Origin of the sequence: Clostridium cylindrosporum DSM 605, from assembly GCF_001047375.1 — a bacterium.
GTDB classification, from domain to species: domain Bacteria; phylum Bacillota; class Clostridia; order Clostridiales; family Caloramatoraceae; genus Clostridium_AB; species Clostridium_AB cylindrosporum.
On sequence record NZ_LFVU01000026.1, the window covers coordinates 1 to 20,547 of the forward strand.

Genomic DNA, 20,547 nt, shown 5'->3' on the forward strand with positions numbered 1-20,547 from the left:
TCGCTATAGTTACTGTTTAGTTTTCAATGACCAAAGTACTTGATTAGTTTATCAGCAATTGACTTACTTGTCAACATTTACTTTTAAACTTTTTAAATTTATTTCGTTTCAGTTGTCTTTGCTCTCGCTCCGACAAGATATATCTTACCATTTATATATTATTATATACATTTAATATATCCATTTTATCGAAAATATTACCTATATTTCTCTAATATACTTCCTTTTTCTTTTATATACTACTTATGACACACTAGAATAAGTTGTTGTAAAACATATTAACAAAATGGCTTATACATGAATATTCTATATAGGTATATTATTTTTTATTATGGAGGAATTAAATGAAAAGCTATGCTTCTTTTCAAGGTAGAGTTAAGTCTATAGAAGATTTCCCTATAAATCAAAGCGGAAAAGACTTAGGATGTTACAAATTCGTATCCCTTATTGATAATAATGACTCAATAGTTAATTTTATAGTATCCCCAACTACTTACTTTGTAGATCATGTAATGATAAAGGTAGGGGATATAGTAACTGGGTTTTATGATAGAAATGCACCTGTCCCTCTTATATATCCACCACAATATAGGGCTCTTATTATGGCTAAAAATACACATTATCAAAATGTTAAGGTAGATTACTTTAATAGTAACCTAATAAGTAGTGATGGAATGCTTAAATTAAATATTGCTCCATACACTTCTGTAATATTAGAAAACGGACAAGAGTTTACAAAGTGTCCTATAAATAGAAACCTAATTGTTGTATACGGACCAACTACTAAAAGTATTCCTGCACAAACAACGCCTTATAAGATTGTGGTTATTTGTGATAATTAGTGAGATAAGGGTGATTCATTAGTTAATTGCTTAGGTAAACCGACGAGACCTTCAAAGAGAGCTTATAATCCCCATAAATAAAAAAGACCACCTACATTTGTAAGTGGTCTAAAAAATTTATTCTTGAATTTCATCATCATCTATATCAGTATCATTTGTATTAACCTTTGCAACAGAAACTATCTTTTGACCGTCATCTGCTCTCATTAGTGTAACACCCATTGCATTTCTACCTGTTGTAGATATTCCGCTAACTTCAAGTCTTATTATGATACCGCTATTGTTTATTATCATAATTTCGTCGCTATTTTCAACTGCTCTAGCGCTTATTATAATTCCTGTTTTCTTAGTTACCTTATATGTGATTACACCTTTTCCGCCTCTGCCTTGTACTGTGTAATTCTCAAAGCTTGTTCTCTTACCGAATCCATTTTCACTAACTACTAGAAGGTCATGTCCTTCTTCTGCAATTTCCATACTTACAGCTATATCATCTTCTCTAAGAGTTATACCCTTAACACCTGAAGCTGTTCTACCCATACATCTAACATCTGTTTCCTTAAATGTTATTGAGTATCCGTTTCTAGTTACTATTGTTATATTCTTAGTTCCGTCTGTAAGCTTAACACTTATAAGTTCATCATCTTCTCTAAGTGTTATAGCATTTATACCTGTTTTTCTTATTGTTGCAAATTCAGTTAGCTTTGACTTTTTAATTACACCCTTACGCGTTGCGAATACAAGGGTCTTATCCTCTTCAAACTCTTTAATAGTTATAACTGTTTCTATTTTTTCTTGAGGTTGAAGTGGAAGTATATTAACTATATTAGTTCCCTTAGCTGTTCTACCTGCTTCTGGAATTTCATATGCCTTAAGCTTGTATGCACGTCCAAGGTTAGTAAAGAATAGTATATTATCATGAGTTGATGTGATAAATAGGTTTTCAACAAAGTCATCTTCCCTAGTTGCAAGACCTTGTATACCACGTCCCCCTCTTTTTTGACTCTTATAAGTATCACTTGGAAGTCTCTTGATGTAACCTGCATGTGTAATAGTTACAGCTACGTCTTCCTCATCTATAAGGTCTTCTATATTAATTTCATCTATATTATTTTCTATAGATGTTCTTCTTTCATCAGCATACTTAGATCTAATTTCAAGAAGTTCTTCTTTAATTATATCTAGAACCATTTTTTCACTTGCAAGTACTGCCTTAAGATAGGCTATTGTTTCCATAAGTTGATTATATTCTGATTCTATCTTCTCTCTCTCTAGTCCAGTTAGTCTTTGAAGTCTCATATCAAGAATTGCTTGAGCTTGTCTCTCTGAAAGAGCAAAGTTTTCCATAAGTGCATTTCTAGCAATTTCTGTTGTTTTAGAAGCTCTAATAACCTTAATAACTTCATCAATATGATCAAGTGCTATTCTAAGTCCCTCTAGTATATGAGCTCTAGCCTCTGCTTTGTTAAGGTCAAACTGGCTTCTTCTTCTTATGATTTCCTTTTGGTGGTCTAAATAATGAACTATAAGTTCCTTTAGGTTAAGTACCTTAGGTTCACCATTTACAAGAGCAAGGTTTATAACACCAAATGTATCTCTCATTTTAGTATGCTTGTAAAGAAGGTTAAGTACAACACTTGAGTTAGCATCCCTTTTAAGTTCTATAACAATTCTCATACCATCTCTATCTGATTCATCACGAAGGTCTGATATTCCCTCTATCTTCTTCTCCTTAACAAGAGCTGCTATATTTTCTATAAGCTTAGCCTTATTAACTTGGTACGGAAGCTCAGTTACTACTATCTTGTGTCTTCCCTTTTCCTCTTCAATTTCAGCCTTAGCTCTAACTATTATTCTTCCTCTACCTGTTTCGTATGCACTTCTAATTCCTTCACGTCCAAGAATAGTTGCTGCAGTTGGGAAGTCTGGCCCCTTAACCTTAGTCATTATATCCTTAACTGTAACCTCAGGGTCATCTATAACCATTACAGTTCCATCTATTATTTCTCCAAGGTTATGTGGAGGCATGTTAGTTGCCATACCTACTGCTATACCACTTGACCCATTAACTAATAGGTTTGGGAATCTTGAAGGAAGCACTTTAGGCTCCTTTTCACTTCCGTCAAAGTTGTCTGCAAAATCAACTGTATCTTTATTGATATCACGAAGAATTTCCATAGCTATCTTTGACATTTTTGCTTCTGTATAACGCATAGCAGCTGCGGAGTCACCGTCAACTGACCCAAAGTTCCCATGTCCATCTACTAATGGATATCTAGTTGAGAAGTCCTGTGCAAGTCTAACCATTGCATCATAAACCGCTGTATCACCATGAGGGTGATACTTTCCTAGTACGTCTCCAACGATTCTGGCAGACTTTCTGTGTTTTTTATCATAATAAATTCCTAGTTCATGCATTGAATAAAGAATTCTTCTATGAACAGGCTTTAATCCATCTCTAACATCCGGTAGTGCTCTTCCTACGATAACACTCATAGCATAGTCAATATAGCATTCTTGCATTTCCTCTGCTATATCCCTATCTATTATCTTATCTCTAATTTCATCCATTAATTTTTCACCTCTTTAGTTTATCCAACTACTAGCATCTCAATATACCTATTCTAGGAATAAAGATACGCCCTGTTCCTGGACAACGATTTCTAAGATTTAGATTGAGTACTTAATCAATTTAAATCTAAAACTTTTGTTTATATATCAAGGTTATGAACTCTCTTAGCATTTTCTTTTATGAACTCACGTCTTGGCTCAACCTTATCACCCATAAGTACTGAGAATATATCATCAGCTGCTATAGCATCAGCTACTGTAGCTCTAAGAAGTGTTCTAGTATCAGGGTTCATTGTTGTATCCCAAAGTTGTTCTGCATTCATTTCTCCAAGACCTTTGTATCTTTGGATTTCTACGCCTTCTCTACCTATCTCATCAAGCTTTGCATCACGCTCATCATCACTGTAGGTATACCACATGTTTTTACCCTTAGATAACTTATATAGTGGTGGCTGTGCTATATATACATGACCTTCGTCTATAAGTGGTCTCATATATCTGAAGAAGAATGTTAAAAGTAATGTTCTAATATGAGCACCGTCAACATCCGCGTCTGTCATAATTATTATTTTGTCATACCTAATTTTTGAAACATCGAACTCATCACCGATTCCAGCGCCAAATGCTGTAATCATGTTTTTGATTTCATCTGAAACTAGTATCTTATCTATTCTTTGCTTTTCAACATTTAGTATCTTACCTCTTAGTGGTAGGATAGCTTGGAAAGCTCTACTTCTTCCCTGCTTAGCTGAACCACCCGCTGAGTCTCCCTCAACTAGATAAACTTCACAAAGCTTAGGATCCTTTTCAGAACAGTCAGCAAGCTTACCAGGTAAACTCATACTATCAAGTACATTTTTACGTCTTGTAAGTTCTCTTGCTTTTCTAGCAGCTTCTCTAGCTCTAGAAGCCATTAGTGACTTTTCAATTATTATCTTTGAAACATGAGGATTTTCTTCAAGGAAGCTTGATATCTTATCCCCACAAATATTTTCAACTATACCTCTAACCTCTGAGTTACCAAGTTTAGTTTTAGTTTGACCTTCAAACTGAGGTTCAGTTACCTTAACTGATATGATAGCTGTTATACCTTCTCTAGTATCCTCACCAGAAAGGTTCTTTTCACTTTCCTTTAGAATGTTATACTTTCTTGCATAGTCATTAACAACTCTAGTAAGGGCAGACTTAAATCCTACCACATGTGTTCCACCTTCAGTTGTATCTATGTTATTTGCAAATGATAGTATATTTTCAGTATATCCAGTGTTGTACTGAAGTGATATTTCAACCATAACGTCATCCTTAAGGCCTTCGATATATATAGGCTCTTCATGTACAACGTCTTTCTTTCTGTTTACATACTTAACAAATTCTCTTAGTCCACCTTCATAATGGAAAACTTCCTCACGAACTTCCTCTTCTCTCTCATCCCTAATAGTTATTCTTATTCCCTTATTTAGGAATGCAAGTTCTCTAAGTCTTTGTGCTAGTATGTCATATTCATATTCAAGAGTTTCAAATATTTCTGCGTCAGGCTTAAAGGTAACTATTGTTCCTGTAGTCTTAGACTCACCTGTTACCTTCATATCGTGCATAACCATTCCTCTTTCGTATCTTTGGTTATGTACCTTTCCGTCTCTTCTAACCTCAACTTCTAAGTATTCTGAAAGGGCATTAACAACAGATGCTCCAACTCCATGAAGACCACCTGATACCTTGTATCCTCCCCCTCCAAATTTACCTCCAGCATGAAGAACTGTAAATACAACTTCAACTGCAGGTTTATTCATCTTAGGATGCATTCCTGTTGGTATTCCACGACCATTGTCTCTAACTCTTATAATGTTATCCTTTAGTATTGAAACTTCTATATTATCGCAGTATCCCGCTAAGGCTTCATCTATTGAGTTATCTACAATTTCATATACTAAGTGATGAAGACCTCTACTACTTGTAGTTCCAATATACATTCCTGGTCTTTTTCTAACTGCCTCAAGACCCTCTAATACCTGGATCTCACTGGCACCGTAATTTTGTTCATTATCCACCAAAAGCTACCTCCTTAACCTAAACTACTTACCTGGTTTTAAATTTATTAAACTATTCATTTCTCTTTTGAAATCACTACGCTTCACAAGCGTTACTGATGATATAGGTGATAAATAAATAATACTCTTTTTGTCTCTTTCAGTGAGTACTATAGACTTTGGTTTTTCTTTGTTTATTCTCTTAACAAAGCCCTCTTCATCAGATATTCTCATGAACTTATTACTATCTATACTATTAACAGACTCAATGTCTAATATGGCTATAACTTCTTTCTGTGGAATTACAACATTTTCTCCAAGATGCAGGAACATATTCCTTCCTCCTTAAAAATTAATCATTAATCGATTATACCATATTAAAGTAATCATTGTCCTATACTTAGGTTTCCATTACTTACAAAGAATACATTTTTGTCTTCACTGCTGAACATATCAACATCACTACCGCTTGTACATGTTAATATTGTTTGTACATGATTTAGATTATCTATTAGGTATCTTTGCCTATTCTCATCTAATTCTGATAATACATCATCTAATATAAGAACAGGATACTCACCTGTAATGCTATTTATAATGTCTATCTCTGAAAGCTTTAAAGATAAAGCTGCACTTCTTTGCTGACCCTGTGAACCAAAGCTTCTAACGTCTATTCCGTTTATTTTAATCATTATATCGTCTCTGTGTGGACCTGCTAGTGTATATCCCTTTTTTATTTCAGACTTTCTTTTATCCTTTAATTTTTTTTCAAGAGAAGTCTTTATGTCTTCCTTACTTTGAAAATCCTTAACATCACAGATGTATTCTATTTCAAGCTCCTCTGTACCACTTGTAATTTTATTATGAATAAGTTTTGATATTTCTGATATCTTAATAAGAAAATCTCGCCTCATAATCATAATGTCACATGCAGCCTCTATTAGCTGATCTGTAAATACATCTAGGGTACTTATCATGTCCCTTGAAAATTGCAAAGATTTTAATAGGTTATTTCTTTGATTTAGTATTTTGTTGTATCTATTAATCAAATAATGATACTTAGGCCTTATTTGACTTAACTCAAAATCCAGGAACTTCCTCCTTAAAACAGGACCCTCCTTAACAAGTTTTAAGTCCTCAGGTGAAAACATAACAACATTAAGCCTACCAAGCACCTCGGATGCTTTAGTAGCCTTAACTCCATTTACCTTTATATAATTCTTTTCCTTGCTTGATATAAGAATCTCCAGTACATCCTCTCCGTAAAGCCTACTTACTACGGCTTTAATGTATGTGTCATCCTTATTCCACGCAATAATATCTTTGTTTTTTGATGTCCTATGGGATTTTAAAGAACTTAAGAAATATATTGCCTCTGCTAGATTTGTTTTTCCTTGTGCATTTTCTCCAAGAAATATGTTTAAGCTTTTACTTAAGTTTATATTAATATTATCGTAATTTCTATAGTTTTTAACTTGAAGGTTTTTAACGTACATTTTATTCACCTAGATTAACATATTTCGAAAGAGTCCACTCCTTCAACTTCTACTATATCGCCCTTTCTAAGCTTCTTGCCTCTCATTGTACAAACTTCTGAATTAACCTTAATCATTCCATCCGCTATTATTGCCTTAGCAACTACTCCATTATCTGCAATAGCTACCCACTTTAGAAATTGGTCTAATTTAATGAATTCTGTGCTTATTTCTACTTTGTTCATGTTATATCCTCCTTGTACTAAGAGGAACCACCTGCATGCAGGTGGTCCTATACTAAATATTTTTATTTTATTTTAAAATATCACTTACTTAATACTAGCATCTCTAACTGGTAATACTAGATAAATAAAGTCCTCATCCTCATTATCACATTTCTTAACTATACATGGACTTACACTAGTTGAAAGTTCCAGTATTATGTTGTCTGCTTCAATAATTCTAAGGGCATCAAGGAAGTACTTAGCATTAAATGCTATTTTTATATCATCACCTTGAGTTTCAACATCAACCTTTTCACATACATTTCCTAGCTGTGAATTTGAAGTAATAATAATACTATTATCTTTTATGTCGAATCTTATAAGGTTTGTTTTACCCTCTCTAGATAAAAGTGATGCTCTTTCTATACTGTGTAGAAGCTCTCCTCTATCAACGTTAACCTTTAGACTATACTCATCAGGAATTATTTGTCTGTAATTAATAAAGTCTCCCTCTAGAAGTCTAGATATAACCTTTGTTCCTTCAAGATTAAACAGTATATGGTTAGGAGTAAATGTTATCTTAACCTTTTCCCCTTTAATATCTAGTATCTTAGATATTTCACTAAGTGCTTTTCCTGGTATTACAGCATTAATATCACTTGCACCATCTAGTCTTTCCTTCTTGATACTTAATCTATACCCATCAAGAGCAACAAAACTTAACATGCTTTCCTTAACTTCAAATAATATTCCTGTAAAGATAGGTCTAGTTTCATCTTGAGCTACAGCAAAAATAGTTTGTTTAATCATATTTTTAAGTATATCCTCTGAAAGCTCATACATTGTATTTTCATTTATAAGAGGAAGTGATGGAAAGTCCTCAGGTGATGTTCCAACAATATTAAATTCAGAGTTTTTACATGATATATTAACGTTTCTATCACTAACTCTTAGTGTAATGTCCTCATTTGGTAGCTTTCTAATAAGGTCCTGGAAAAGCTTTGAATTAATAACGATAGTTCCAGGTTCAGTTACCTGTGCATCTATGTTCGTTTCTATACCGAAATCAAGATCTGTTGCTGTAAGAATTACCTTTCCATCAATCGCTCTTATAAGTATCCCCTCAAGAATAGGGTAAGTTGTTTTGTTAGATGCTGCTCTAGAGGCTATATTAATTCCCTCTTGTAATATTTCTTTTTTACACGTAAACCACATATATAAAATCCTCCTTTGTCCACAGGTTAGATTTATCTTTATTATTATTTAATATATATAAAAATATTAGTAGTAGTAGTAGTAGGGGCTGTTGATAAGTGGATAATCTTTAAGTCCATTGATACATAAGGTTCTTATCAAAAAATATATGTGGATAACTTGTATATCATTATGTACACTTTATCCACATTATAAACATCAAAAATCATAAAAATTAGTTGTCCACATTATATGCCCAAGTTATTAAATATAAAATGTTAGTTATTTTTCTGTATTTTTTTCATAAGATTATCAATTGTATCATTAAGACTATCATCTTTTTCAAGCATGTTAGAAATTTTCTCATATGCATGAATTACAGTAGTATGATCACGCCCACCAAACTCTTCTCCTATCTTAGGAAGGGAAAGGTCTGTAAGCTTTCTTGCTATATACATTGCAATTTGTCTAGGATATGCTACATTTTTAGTTCTTCTCTTAGATTTAAAGTCTTCAACCCTTAGATTATAGTAGTTTCCTACTACTTCCTGAATTAGGTTAACTGTAATTTGCTTTGATGTTTTATTAGAGATAATATCCTTAAGAGCTTCAGATGCAAGGTCTACACTTATATCTGCATTTGTAAGTGAAGAGTAAGCAACTATTCTAATTAGTGCCCCCTCAAGTTCTCTTATATTTGCAACTATTTTATTAGCTATATAAACCATAACATCATTAGAGATATCAAGTCCTTCTAAATCCGCCTTTTTCTTAAGTATAGCTATTCTAGTCTCAAAATCAGGTGCTTGAATATCCGCTATAAGTCCCCACTCAAATCTTGATCTTAACCTATCCTCTAAGGTTGGGATTTCCTTAGGAGGTCTATCACTAGAAATAATAATCTGCTTATTTGCCTCATGCAGAGTATTAAAAGTATGGAAGAATTCCTCTTGGGTCCTTTCCTTACCAGCTATGAACTGAATATCGTCAATAAGAAGTACATCTACATTTCTGTACTTGTTTCTGAACTCTACGTTTTTATCATCCTTAATAGAGTTTATAAGTTCATTTGTAAATTTCTCACTAGTAACATACTCAACCCTAGCTGAAGGATTACTATCTAGTATATAGTGCCCTATTGCATGCATAAGGTGAGTCTTACCAAGTCCAACTCCTCCGTATAGAAATAAAGGATTATAAGCCTTAGCAGGAGATTCAGCAACTGCTAGTGATGCTGCATGGGCAAACCTGTTACTATTACCGACTACAAAGCTATCAAATATATATTTAGGGTTTAGTGTAGATGTAGGAAAGTTATCCTTTACTTCTACAGTAGACTCCCTTCCCCCTAGGACGCCATCTGATGATTTAGAAACTAAATCCTTTGAAATATCATCTGATGGAAGTATAATGCATATTTCATACTTTTTTGAGGAAACTAATTTTACAGCATTGGCTATAAGGTCTTTATACCTAGCCTCTAGAATTCCCTTAGTAAAATCGTTTTGGACTGATATATATAATGTATCTTGAGTTATCTTTAGAGGTTTTATTGGACTAATCCATGTATTAAAGCCTACTTCAGTTAACTCAGATTTAATAATATTAGTGGTTTTATCCCATAAATCACTAAGCGGGTTTCCCATAGAATGGCCTCCTATCCTTTAAATTTAAATTATTTAAAAGTTACTATATTAAAAAATAATATTTATTAACAGGTTTATCAACAAGTATCTCTATATATTTCTTAAATGTTGACAATATGGATAAAAATTATAAACAGGATGTTAGTATGTTAATAACTTTTAAAGAATTAAAAATATATTAGAATTATTAACATAGTTACTAACAACAATATTAACATAGGTTAAAACCTTAAAAAAAGGCAAAAAAATAATAAGTAGTTACCAAAATCCAAAAGATATTAACAGGTTTATCCACAGAATGTGAATAACTTGATTAATATCAACATATATTTAAAAGTTATTCACAGTGTATTATTATCTTATCAAAACTTTAAATATGTATCAACAATTATCCACAAAAAAAACAGCCTGGGGATAATTAATATCAACAATATATCTATTTCTTGACAGTTTAGGCCTATAACTATATAATCTTTATAGTAATCTTATTTTAATGGGAAAGTACGGTTTGAACAGAAACCGCATTATATAAAAGGAGGTGTTTTCGAATGCTAAGAACTTACCAACCTAAGAAAAGACAAAGAAGTAAGGAACACGGATTCAGAAAGAGAATGAAGTCTCACGCTGGACAAATCATTCTAAAGAAGAGAAGAAGAAAAGGTAGAAAAAAACTATCTGCTTAAGGCCGCTTTTTTTGTGGCCTTTTTCTATATTTTATTTTTATTTTAACTATTAGAAAGAGGATTTTAATGAAAAGTGAAGAAAGAATAAAAAGAAATTCTCATTTTAGATATATATATAATAGAGGAAAATCTATTAGTAATGATACTCTTGTTCTATATACTCTTAAAAATAAGAAGGATATTAATAGAGTAGGGATATCAGTTAGTAAGAAGGTAGGAAATAGCGTTATTAGGAACAAAGTTAAAAGACTTATCAGAGAAAGTTATAGAGTTAATAGCGAATCCTTTAATAAAGGATACGACTTTATTTTTATAGCTAGACAAAGATCCGCATCAGCTGACTACAATAAAGTAGAGAGCGCTATGAAACACCTTATGAGGAAATCAGGGATAATTCCAAAGGAATAATGCCTATGTTATTAAGAAAACTATTTATAGGCTTAATAAGAACCTATCAAAAATATATATCACCTCTTAAGCCACCTAGTTGTAGATTTTATCCTACTTGTTCTAGTTATGGAATTGAGGCTATCGAAAAATATGGCGCTATTCGTGGCGCTTTTATGACTATAAAGAGAATTTTAAGGTGTCATCCATTTAATAAAGGGGGATATGACCCTGTACCTTAAAGGAGGTTTGTTTGATTGGGCGCATTAAATAATTTGCTAACAGGATTTTTTGACATAATACATAACCTTGTAGAGTCAATTGGAGTTACTAATTTAGGATTTGGATATGTTTTAGACATAGTGATTTACACACTTATACTTAAAACAATAATGCTTCCTTTATTTGTTTACCAGCAAAAGGGCACTAAGGGAATGAGTGAAGTCCAGCCTAAGATGAAGGAACTTCAGGAAAAGTATAAAAATGACCCAAAGAAGCTTCAAGAAGAACAAATAAAGCTATATAAAGAGTTAGGTGTAAATCCATTTAAGGGATGTCTACCATTATTTGTTCAAATGCCAATTTTCATTGCAATGTTTACAGTTCTTTCATCATATCACGGTTTCAATGGTGTACCATTTCTATGGATAAAGAACCTTGCAAAGCCAGATAACTTTTATATATTACCAGTACTAACAGCAGTTCTACAATATGTAAGCATAAAAGTTACATCTAAGAACATGGATGAAGAGCAAAAAAAGATGCAAAACAAAATGGGTATTACAATGTCAATTGTATTCTTATTTATCTGTATCAACTATAAAGCGGTTCTTGCAATATACTTTATATCAAGTAGTGTAATCCAAATGGTACAAACACTTATGGTTAATAAGTATCTTGAAAAGGAAAAGGCTAAGGAAGATGCTATAAAGAAGGCTAAAGAAGAGGAAAGATTAGCTAAGGAAGCAGAGGAGAAAGCTGCTAAACGTGAAGAATACAAAAAGAAAAAGAAGAAAAAGGCTGAATCAAGTGAAGAATTAAATAAAGCTGATAAGCCAGTAAAAAAGAAAAGAACGGAAGAGAGCCAAAAGCTCAAAGATGATAATAAAGATGGTAAGGTTGTAGAGTAAAAGGTGGTGAAGGGTCTCATGAAAACTTTAGAATTTGAAGGAAAAAGCGTTGAAGAAGCTATTGAAAATGCTATTAGGGAACTTTCAGTAAAGAAAGAAGACATTGAATATGAAGTTCTTCAACAACCAAGTAAAGGTTTTCTAGGATTTATAGGGGTAAAGCCAGCTAAGATAATAATTTCTCTTAAATCAAAAAGTAATAAAGCCGAAGGTAAAGAAGAGGCTATATGTAGCAATGCGGAGAAAGTTAAGGCTATAGACTATGAGGTACTAGCAAAAAAGTTCCTAAGGGATGTACTTAACAACATGAATGTAATGTGTGAAATTCATGCTGAGGACAAAGGGGACACATTAAAGGTTAACTTAGTAGGCCCAGACATGGGAATACTAATAGGCCGTAGAGGAGAGACATTAGATGCTCTTCAATATCTACTAAGCCTTGTAGTTAACAAAGAAAACAAGGATGATAAATATAAAAGAGTAGTTTTAGACACAGAAAACTACAGAAAGAAGAGAGAAGAAACTCTTATAAGACTTGCTAATAAGCTTGCATCAAGGGTTAAGAAATCAGGTCAAAGCATTACGCTAGAGCCTATGAACCCATATGAAAGAAGAGTTATTCACTCAGCACTTCAAGGAAATAAGCTAATATCAACTAAGAGCGAAGGTGAAGAACCTTTTAGAAAGGTTGTTATAGAGCTTAAAAAATAGATAAAAGGGCTGCTTCATAGGAAATGAAGCAGCCCTTTTATCTTACTTATCTACCTTCAAATTGAAACTTTTTAGGAGAGATATATTTATTAGATTTAACTAGATATGTTCCATATGTATTAGTCTTGTTATAAGAAATAGTATTAAGAGATTCACTCTCTTCTAATCCATCACTATTAAAACTATTAAATTACAATTTAAGAACTGCACTGGAGTAGTAAGCGGAATTATATATGAGAAAAATAATATAATTATAGATTAGACATATACCAATGGAAATAGGGAATATCTATTTGGAAGTTTTCCTTTAGGAAAGTACTATATAAAGTCAAATAAGTAAGTATATATTGATGTGAAAAGTCGTTGATTTATATCTCAAGGGATTTTAGTTTATATTAGATTAGTGGGCTTTAACATTGCAAGTAGAAGCATTTGTGTTAAATCTATAGTGATTTAACAGAACTTCTAACCTGCAAAAAGAGCCTAATACTAGCTTTCAACGTTAATTCTTTTAGAAAATTCGCTTTTTACTACATCTAAATTTGTATTTAATGACATTGATAATTCTGAGAAAAGTAGCTTCTTAGCAGAAGATAGGACTTTATCATCAGATTCAGAAAATTTCTTACCTAAAAGTTTTGCTTCTGATTTCTTTGCAGTAAGAAGGCAAATTAGCTTTGCTAATTCATTAGGATTTACTTCCTTTATGATCTGTGAGAACTCATTATTTCTTGCATTTCTATCTACAGTCCATGTCATATTTATATTTGGTATAGAATTAAGCACTTCATTTGCTTCTTCATAAGATATGATTGCCCTGAGGTTTACTTTAGCATTATCAACAGGGGTCATTATGGTTGAATTAGCTTCGTGAATTGGATGCAGTATATAGTAGTTCCTTTTAACTTTCCCTATCACCTGTTCACTTATTTCATCAATACTACATACCCCATGAAATGGGTACATAACATAGTCGCCTTGATCAAACATATATTCAACCTCCTTTTAATTGTCAACTTAGTTGACGATTTAAGAGTAACATATTAAAAATATTTTGTCAACTTAGTTGACATTTTAAAACTTTAAGTATATACTCCCACTTAGGATGGAAATCATCAATAAATTATGTGTTATAAAACCTCTAGATGGGAGATAAATAAATATGAATATACCAATACATAATATTGATTTAATAGATTTAATTAGTGAAAAACATATGAGTTTAAGGAAGCTTAGCGAAGATATGTGGAATGATGAAAGTAGCATCTCTATTACCAATTCCGAATGGTTTATCATTTCAATGGCATATGGAAGCCAGCCAACAATCGCAGAGGTAGCCCATAGCATTGATATAAGTAGACAGGCAACCCATAAGTGCATTAAGACTTTAAAGTCTAAGGGCATTATTGAAATACACAATGTAGAGAATAATAATAGGGATAAGTGTCTTAGACTCACAAGGCTTGGAGAAAAGTATTATATGAAGAATAAAATGCTTAAGGAAACTATAGTAAAGAATATAGCTGATAAAATTGGCAGAGAGAATATGATTTTCCTAAAGGATTTGTTAAAGCAAGATTGGATATAAGTTAAGTAAATATAGATTTTAAAGCCGCTTAGGATTAAGCGGCTTTTTTATATCTTTTGATGTAGGGGTGGTGGTGTTGTAATTAATGGTGGCTGAGACTAAATCGACGAGTACTTCAAACAGGGATTCTAACTTTCACAAATACCCTTAGCCTAAGATAATTCATAAACTCGCTAGGGCTCAAACATATGAACTATCTAAGACTAATGGTATTTATGAAAGTTAGAATCCCTAGTTTTTGTCTCCACTGATTTAGCCTGAGCCAGCACTAATTGCAAAGAAACCAGGCCCTACAGACCAATAAGAAATGCATTAAAAATAGCTTTAGAATTAGGAGTATTTATTTAAAGATATAGTAGATTTATGTAAGTAATATAGCTGCAGGTAGCAGTAATTTATGATATTTTTTGCTAGTAATTTAAGGAAATATAGCTTGTTTTCCTGTGGATAAGTAGGTATTTTATATTATTATTTAGAATTTAAATAGCCTGTGTATAACTTTTATAAAATATATATTTTTATTTTAAATTAATATTCTGTGGATAAATTCTATTTTATAATTTATTATAGACTATGTGGATAACTTTAAATTATAGATTATGTGAGTTTAGGATAAACTATTAAGATAGGTTGATGCATAAATATAAATTTTCATAAATATGATGAAATTTATGTGAATAAAAGGTTTTTTGATATAATGTAATAATGATTTTAATTGAGAGGTGTTAGTATGTTTTTAGATGATACTATTGCTGCTATTTCAACTGCCCCAGGGGAGGGTGGAATAGGTATTGTAAGAATGTCAGGGAGTGATTCCCTTAATATATTAAGTAAAGTGTTTAAATTAAAGAGTGGGAAAGCTTTTGAGAATTTTGAAAGCCATACTGTAAAGTATGGATATATATATGATCCTGAAACTAATGAGCAGGTTGATGAGGCTATTGTTATATATATGAAGGGTCCAAAGACCTATACTAGAGAGGATGTTGTTGAGATTAACTGCCACGGTGGTGTAGTTTCAGTTAGAAATGTTCTTGAAACTGTATTAAAAAGCGGTGCGAGAATGTCTGAAGCTGGTGAGTTTACCAAGAGGGCCTTTCTAAACGGTAGAATAGACCTATCTCAGGCAGAGGCTGTTATTGACCTTATAAGAAGTAAAACAGATGAAAGTGCAAAGATAGCTCTTGAACAGTCACAGGGTAAAACCTCTAAGAAAGTTAAGGAAGTTTCAGCTAAGCTTTTAGATGCTTTGGCACACATTGAGGCTGCTGTTGCATTTCCAGAGGATGATATAGAGGATGTTATATCTGATAAGGTTAAAGTAGCTATAAGTGAGGTTATATCAGATGTTAACACACTTATTAATAACTCAAATGCAGGGAAAATATATAGAGAGGGCTTAAACACTATAATTGTAGGTAAGCCAAATGTAGGGAAGTCTTCCCTTCTTAACACACTTTTACAGGAGAAAAGAGCCATTGTTACAGATATTCCAGGTACCACTAGAGACGTTATCGAGGAGTATGTTAATATAAAAGGCATTCCTGTAAAGCTTGTAGACACTGCAGGTATAAGAGAAACAGAGGATGTAGTTGAGAAGATAGGAGTTGAGAAAAGCAAGGAATACATCGAAAAGTCAGACCTTGTTATTTTAATGCTTGATAACTCACGTGCTCTTGAGGAAGAGGACAAGGAGATAATAGAATTTGTTAATGGTAAGAAGGTTATAGTTATCATTAACAAAATGGACCTTAAGGGAGAACTTGATTTAGGCTACATTAAAGAAAGATTTAATGACACTTCTATAGTATATACATCTGTAAATACTGAAGAGGGTATAGAAGAGGTTAAGGATAAAATAGCAAACCTTGTTAACAGTGGTAGCATATCTATTAGTGATGTTTATATAACAAATGTTAGACATAGAGATGTATTACTTAAGGCTAAGGAAAGTCTTGAGGCAGGGTATAACACACTAAACATGAGTATGCCACTTGATATGGCATCTGTTGAACTTAAAGATGCATACCTAAAGCTTGGAGAAATAACAGGTGAAGCTTATTCAGAGGATATATTAGATAAGATATTTAGTGATTTTTGTATAGGAAAGTAAGGTGAGAAATATGTACAAAGGAAAGAAGTACGACGTTATAGTTGTAGGTGCAGGTCATGCAGGATGTGAAGCAGGGCTTGCTTCAGCACGTATGGGACTTAAAACACTTATATTAACTATAAATTTAGATAGCATAGCATACATGCCTTGTAATCCATCAATTGGAGGAACAGCTAAGGGACATTTAGTTCGTGAAGTTGATGCCCTAGGTGGAGAAATGGGTAAAAATATAGATGAAACATATATACAATCTAAAATGCTTAATACATCAAAGGGACCAGCGGTTCATTCACTTAGAGCACAGGCTGATAAATTCGCATACCAACAAAGAATGAAGTATGCAATTGAAAGACAAGAAAACCTTGAGGTTAAGCAAGATGAGGTTATGTCTCTTATATTAGATGGGAATAAGGTTATAGGAGTTAAAACTAGAACTGTACCAGCTATATATGGAGATGCGGTTGTTATAACTACAGGAACATACCTAAGAAGTACGATTATAGTAGGAGATGTTCAGTACCTAAGTGGACCAAATGGTATGGCTTCATCTAACTTCCTTTCAGAGAATCTTAAGGAAATGGGAATAGAACTTAGAAGATTTAAAACAGGAACTCCAGCTAGAATTAAGGCTAGTACTATAGATTATTCAAAGGTTATTCCTCAACCAGGAGATGAAAGGGTTATTCCTTTCTCATTCCTAAATGAAGAGTGCAATATGGATCAGGTACAGTGTTATTTAACATACACTAATGCAGGTACTCACAAGATTATAACTGATAATATAGATAAATCCCCAATGTATAACGGAACAATTGAAGGGGTAGGTCCTAGATATTGTCCATCAATAGAGGATAAGGTTATGAGATTCCCAGATAAGGAAAGACATCAAGTATTCCTAGAACCAGAGGGAAGAAATACAGAGGAAGTATATATTCAAGGACTATCATCATCATTCCCAGAGGACATACAAGAAATGATGATTAGAAGTGTAGAGGGACTTGAAAATTGTGAAATAATGAGATCAGGATATGCTATAGAATATGATTGTATAGATCCAGTCCAACTTAACCTTTCACTAGAAATTAAGTCATATGAGAACCTATTCTTCGGTGGACAGATAAACGGAACATCAGGATATGAGGAAGCTGCAGCTCAAGGGCTTATAGCAGGGGTTAATGCAGCACTTAAGGTTAAGGGAATGGAACCACTTATTCTAGACAGAGGAGATGCTTATATAGGAGTTCTTATAGATGATTTAGTAACAAAGGGTACTAATGAACCTTATAGAATGCTAACATCAAGAGCAGAATATAGATTAATCCTTAGACAGGATAATGCAGACCTTAGACTTACTGAAAAGGGTAGAGAAATAGGCCTTGTAGATGATTATAGATGGGAAAAGTACACAGAAAGAAAACAAATGATAGAAACTGAAATAGAGCGTCTTAAGTCAACTACAATAGGACCAAATGAAGAGAGAAACAAAATACTTGAGGAAAATAACAGCTCACCATTAAAAACAGGAATATCACTTTATGAACTTTTAAAAAGACCTGAAATTACCTATAGTATGGTGAGAATGCTAGATGATAGCGATGTTAGCCTTCCACTAAGCATTCAAGAGGAAGTACAAATTCAAGTTAAATACAAAGGCTATATAGACAAGCAAATAGAACAAGTAGAATCACATAGAAAACTTGAAAAGAAGAAGATTCCTGAATATATAGATTTTGATGATATATCAGGGTTAAGACTTGAGGCTAAGCAAAAGCTTAAAGCAGTAAAACCTGAAAATATAGGTCAAGCTTCAAGAATTTCAGGTGTATCTCCAGCGGATATATCAGTTCTACTTATACACTTAGAACAAGTAAGAAGAAAAAGACCAAATTTAGATACTAAGCAAGGAGAATAGTTTATGATAGAAAACATGCTTAAAGAGGGAGCAGCCATATATGGAGTAGATCTTACAGATGAACAGGTTAAGCAGTTTATGACATATAAAAACCTACTTCAAGAATGGAACGAAAAGATTAATCTAACAGCTATAACAGATGATGAGGGAGTTATAAAGAAACACTTTATAGATTCAATTGCAATACTTAAGTCAAATGTTATAGAAGAGGGAGCAACGGTTATTGATGTTGGAACAGGGGCAGGATTTCCTGGTATTCCACTTAAGATAATTCGTCCAGATATTAAGCTAACACTACTAGACTCACTTAATAAAAGAATTAAGTTCCTAGAAACAGTATGTAATGAAGCTGGACTTGAGGGAGTAAAATGTGTCCACATGAGAGCAGAGGACGGTGGACGTGATAAGACCCTTCGTGAAAAGTATGATATAGCTACAGCAAGGGCTGTTGCAAATATGAGAGTACTATCAGAATATTGTATGCCATTTGTTAAGGTAGGAGGACATTTCGTTGCATTAAAGGGACCTTCAGGATATGATGAACTTAATGATGCTAGAAATGCAGTAGGGACTTTAGGTGGAAAGTGCAGAGAAATAATAGAAACAACAATACCTGGGGAAGATATAAAGCATAACTTAATAGTTGTAGAAAAGCATAAATCAACAGAGGCTAGATTCCCAAGGGTTCCAAAACAAATAGATAAAAAACCACTATAGAAATATAATAAAATTTTAGAAAACAGTTTTATACACATTAGGTATGAGGCTGTTTTTTTATATGGTTTATAGACAATATATTTAGTTAATATAGGGATTTATGATAAAATTTTTATCATATTTGGAAGGGAAAACATGAATTATATAGAAAATATAGGTATAAGGCATTATAATATAATAAAGGAATAAATAGGAAGTGTGGAGTATCTTCTCTACACCTTATATTTTGATTGAAATTATAAAATAATTTGTAAAGAGGTAGAGTGATATGGAAATGAAGGCTGAAAGAGAAGTTATAAATGTTCCAATAATACAAGTGAGACAGAATACTTATCAGCCACGTAAATTTTTTAGTGAAGAGGCATTAATGGAGCTTTCAGAGTCTATAAGAGAATATGGAGTACTTCAGCCTATTACCGTTAGAAGAATGGGAGATAGGTTCGAATTAGTTGCAGGGGAAAGAAGACTTCGTGCATCTCAGTTAGCTGGATTAACAGAGATTCCAGCAATAGTAGTAAACTTAACAGATACTGAATCAGCAGTTCTAGCACTTATAGAAAACCTTCAAAGAGAAGGCTTAAGTTATATTGAAGAGGCTGAAGGTTATCATAACCTAATAAGAGATCATGAATTTACCCAAGAGGAGCTTGCTAGCAAAATAGGTAAAAAGCAATCAACAATAGCTAATAAATTAAGATTATTAAAGCTTAGTGACAATATAAAATTATGCTTACTAGAAAATGACCTTACAGAAAGACATGCAAGAGCACTATTAAAGCTTCCTACAGAGGAACTACAATTTGAAGTAATAGAGAAGATAGTAACAAAAGGACTTAGTGTAAAGAAAACAGAGCAGTTGATAGAAAGTATGTTAGATAACGAAGATATAGATATTGATGAAGAGAGTAAGTATAGATGGTCTATAAATCCTAAAATAATAACAAACACGTTAAAGCAAATTATGGATAAGAGTGGAATAAAAGCTCAGTATAAGCATAGGGAAAAGGAAGATTGCTTAGAAATCATAGTTAAAATACCAAAGGCGTAGAGAAATCTGCGCCTTTTTTATATGGCATTGGTGGTCTGGTAAGAAGCAAATTAGCCTTCTAAAGGTGGCAGTGAGATTTTAAAAAGAGGTTGTAAATTTTGAATATAGGCCTTAGCCTAAGGGATTTCATAAACTCGCTACGCTCAAACATATGAAATCTACTAAGGCTAAGGCCTATATTCAAAACAACAACCTCTAGTTTAAAACTCAAGCACCTTCATAAGGCTAATTTGCTTCTTACCAAGAAACCTTTCCCATATAAAAAGACTTAGTAGTGGA

General features: G+C 32.8%; 19 protein-coding genes. 11 read left to right on the plus strand and 8 right to left on the minus strand.

Translation table 11 applies throughout. The features are described from left to right. The first annotated feature begins 344 nt into the window (after positions 1–344). Complete coding sequence (locus tag CLCY_RS06915; protein ID WP_048570399.1) at positions 345–842, plus strand: hypothetical protein; 498 nt, start codon at positions 345–347, stop codon at positions 840–842. A gap of 117 nt (positions 843–959) precedes the next feature. Here CLCY_RS06915 and gyrA read toward each other — a convergent pair whose 3' ends face one another. The 7 genes from gyrA to dnaA form a co-directional block, all read right to left on the minus strand. Next, complete coding sequence (gene gyrA, locus CLCY_RS06920) at positions 960–3,413, minus strand: DNA gyrase subunit A (protein ID WP_048570400.1); 2,454 nt, start codon at positions 3,411–3,413, stop codon at positions 960–962. A 140-nt stretch (positions 3,414–3,553) separates the two neighbouring features. After that, positions 3,554–5,464, minus strand: a complete 1,911-nt coding sequence (gene gyrB / locus CLCY_RS06925) for a DNA topoisomerase (ATP-hydrolyzing) subunit B (RefSeq protein ID WP_152668127.1) — start codon at positions 5,462–5,464, stop codon at positions 3,554–3,556. Positions 5,465–5,485: 21 nt separating this feature from the next. After that, complete coding sequence (remB, locus tag CLCY_RS06930; RefSeq protein WP_048570402.1) at positions 5,486–5,773, minus strand: extracellular matrix regulator RemB; 288 nt, start codon at positions 5,771–5,773, stop codon at positions 5,486–5,488. A 53-nt stretch (positions 5,774–5,826) separates the two neighbouring features. After that, on the minus strand, positions 5,827–6,936 hold the full coding sequence (recF, locus tag CLCY_RS06935; RefSeq protein ID WP_048570403.1) for a DNA replication/repair protein RecF: 1,110 nt from the start codon (positions 6,934–6,936) through the stop codon (positions 5,827–5,829). A 14-nt stretch (positions 6,937–6,950) separates the two neighbouring features. Beyond that, positions 6,951–7,160: an RNA-binding S4 domain-containing protein gene (locus CLCY_RS06940; RefSeq protein WP_048570404.1), complete on the minus strand. Its 210-nt coding sequence runs from the start codon at positions 7,158–7,160 to the stop codon at positions 6,951–6,953. An 84-nt stretch (positions 7,161–7,244) separates the two neighbouring features. Beyond that, positions 7,245–8,354: a DNA polymerase III subunit beta gene (gene dnaN, locus CLCY_RS06945; protein WP_048570405.1), complete on the minus strand. Its 1,110-nt coding sequence runs from the start codon at positions 8,352–8,354 to the stop codon at positions 7,245–7,247. A gap of 257 nt (positions 8,355–8,611) precedes the next feature. After that, a complete protein-coding gene (gene dnaA, locus CLCY_RS06950) occupies positions 8,612–9,979 on the minus strand; it encodes a chromosomal replication initiator protein DnaA (protein WP_048570406.1) in 1,368 nt (455 codons plus the stop codon). A 548-nt stretch (positions 9,980–10,527) separates the two neighbouring features. Here dnaA and rpmH point away from each other — a divergent pair. The 5 genes from rpmH (at position 10,528) to jag (ending at position 12,890) form a co-directional block, all read left to right on the plus strand. After that, positions 10,528–10,662 carry a 50S ribosomal protein L34 gene (gene rpmH, locus CLCY_RS06955; protein WP_048570407.1) on the plus strand — a complete coding sequence of 45 codons (135 nt, stop codon included), beginning with the start codon at positions 10,528–10,530 and terminating at the stop codon, positions 10,660–10,662. A gap of 66 nt (positions 10,663–10,728) precedes the next feature. Beyond that, complete coding sequence (gene rnpA / locus CLCY_RS06960) at positions 10,729–11,070, plus strand: ribonuclease P protein component (protein ID WP_048570408.1); 342 nt, start codon at positions 10,729–10,731, stop codon at positions 11,068–11,070. A gap of 5 nt (positions 11,071–11,075) precedes the next feature. Beyond that, entirely contained in the window at positions 11,076–11,291 is a 216-nt protein-coding gene (gene yidD, locus CLCY_RS06965) for a membrane protein insertion efficiency factor YidD (RefSeq protein WP_048570663.1), read from the plus strand. 15 nt (positions 11,292–11,306) lie between these two features. Then, positions 11,307–12,179, plus strand: a complete 873-nt coding sequence (gene yidC / locus CLCY_RS06970; RefSeq protein WP_048570409.1) for a membrane protein insertase YidC — start codon at positions 11,307–11,309, stop codon at positions 12,177–12,179. Between the two features lie 18 nt (positions 12,180–12,197). Continuing rightward, entirely contained in the window at positions 12,198–12,890 is a 693-nt protein-coding gene (gene jag / locus CLCY_RS06975; RefSeq protein WP_048570410.1) for an RNA-binding cell elongation regulator Jag/EloR, read from the plus strand. A 489-nt stretch (positions 12,891–13,379) separates the two neighbouring features. On the opposite strand, the gene CLCY_RS06980 is transcribed toward jag, so the two are convergent. Next, positions 13,380–13,880 (minus strand): CarD family transcriptional regulator, encoded by a 501-nt coding sequence (locus tag CLCY_RS06980; RefSeq protein WP_048570411.1) that lies wholly within the window; start codon positions 13,878–13,880, stop codon positions 13,380–13,382. A gap of 172 nt (positions 13,881–14,052) precedes the next feature. Between CLCY_RS06980 and CLCY_RS06985 the strand changes: the two genes are divergently transcribed. The 5 genes from CLCY_RS06985 to noc all read left to right on the plus strand — a co-directional run bounded on the left by CLCY_RS06985 (position 14,053) and on the right by noc (position 20,268). Continuing rightward, on the plus strand, positions 14,053–14,478 hold the full coding sequence (locus CLCY_RS06985; protein ID WP_048570412.1) for a MarR family winged helix-turn-helix transcriptional regulator: 426 nt from the start codon (positions 14,053–14,055) through the stop codon (positions 14,476–14,478). 730 nt (positions 14,479–15,208) lie between these two features. Next, a complete protein-coding gene (gene mnmE / locus CLCY_RS06990; protein WP_048570413.1) occupies positions 15,209–16,591 on the plus strand; it encodes a tRNA uridine-5-carboxymethylaminomethyl(34) synthesis GTPase MnmE in 1,383 nt (460 codons plus the stop codon). Positions 16,592–16,601: 10 nt separating this feature from the next. After that, entirely contained in the window at positions 16,602–18,503 is a 1,902-nt protein-coding gene (mnmG, locus tag CLCY_RS06995) for a tRNA uridine-5-carboxymethylaminomethyl(34) synthesis enzyme MnmG (RefSeq protein WP_048570414.1), read from the plus strand. A gap of 3 nt (positions 18,504–18,506) precedes the next feature. Further along, a complete protein-coding gene (gene rsmG, locus CLCY_RS07000) occupies positions 18,507–19,220 on the plus strand; it encodes a 16S rRNA (guanine(527)-N(7))-methyltransferase RsmG (protein WP_048570415.1) in 714 nt (237 codons plus the stop codon). 274 nt (positions 19,221–19,494) lie between these two features. After that, positions 19,495–20,268 (plus strand): nucleoid occlusion protein, encoded by a 774-nt coding sequence (gene noc / locus CLCY_RS07005; protein ID WP_048570664.1) that lies wholly within the window; start codon positions 19,495–19,497, stop codon positions 20,266–20,268. Positions 20,269–20,547: the final 279 nt, after the last annotated feature.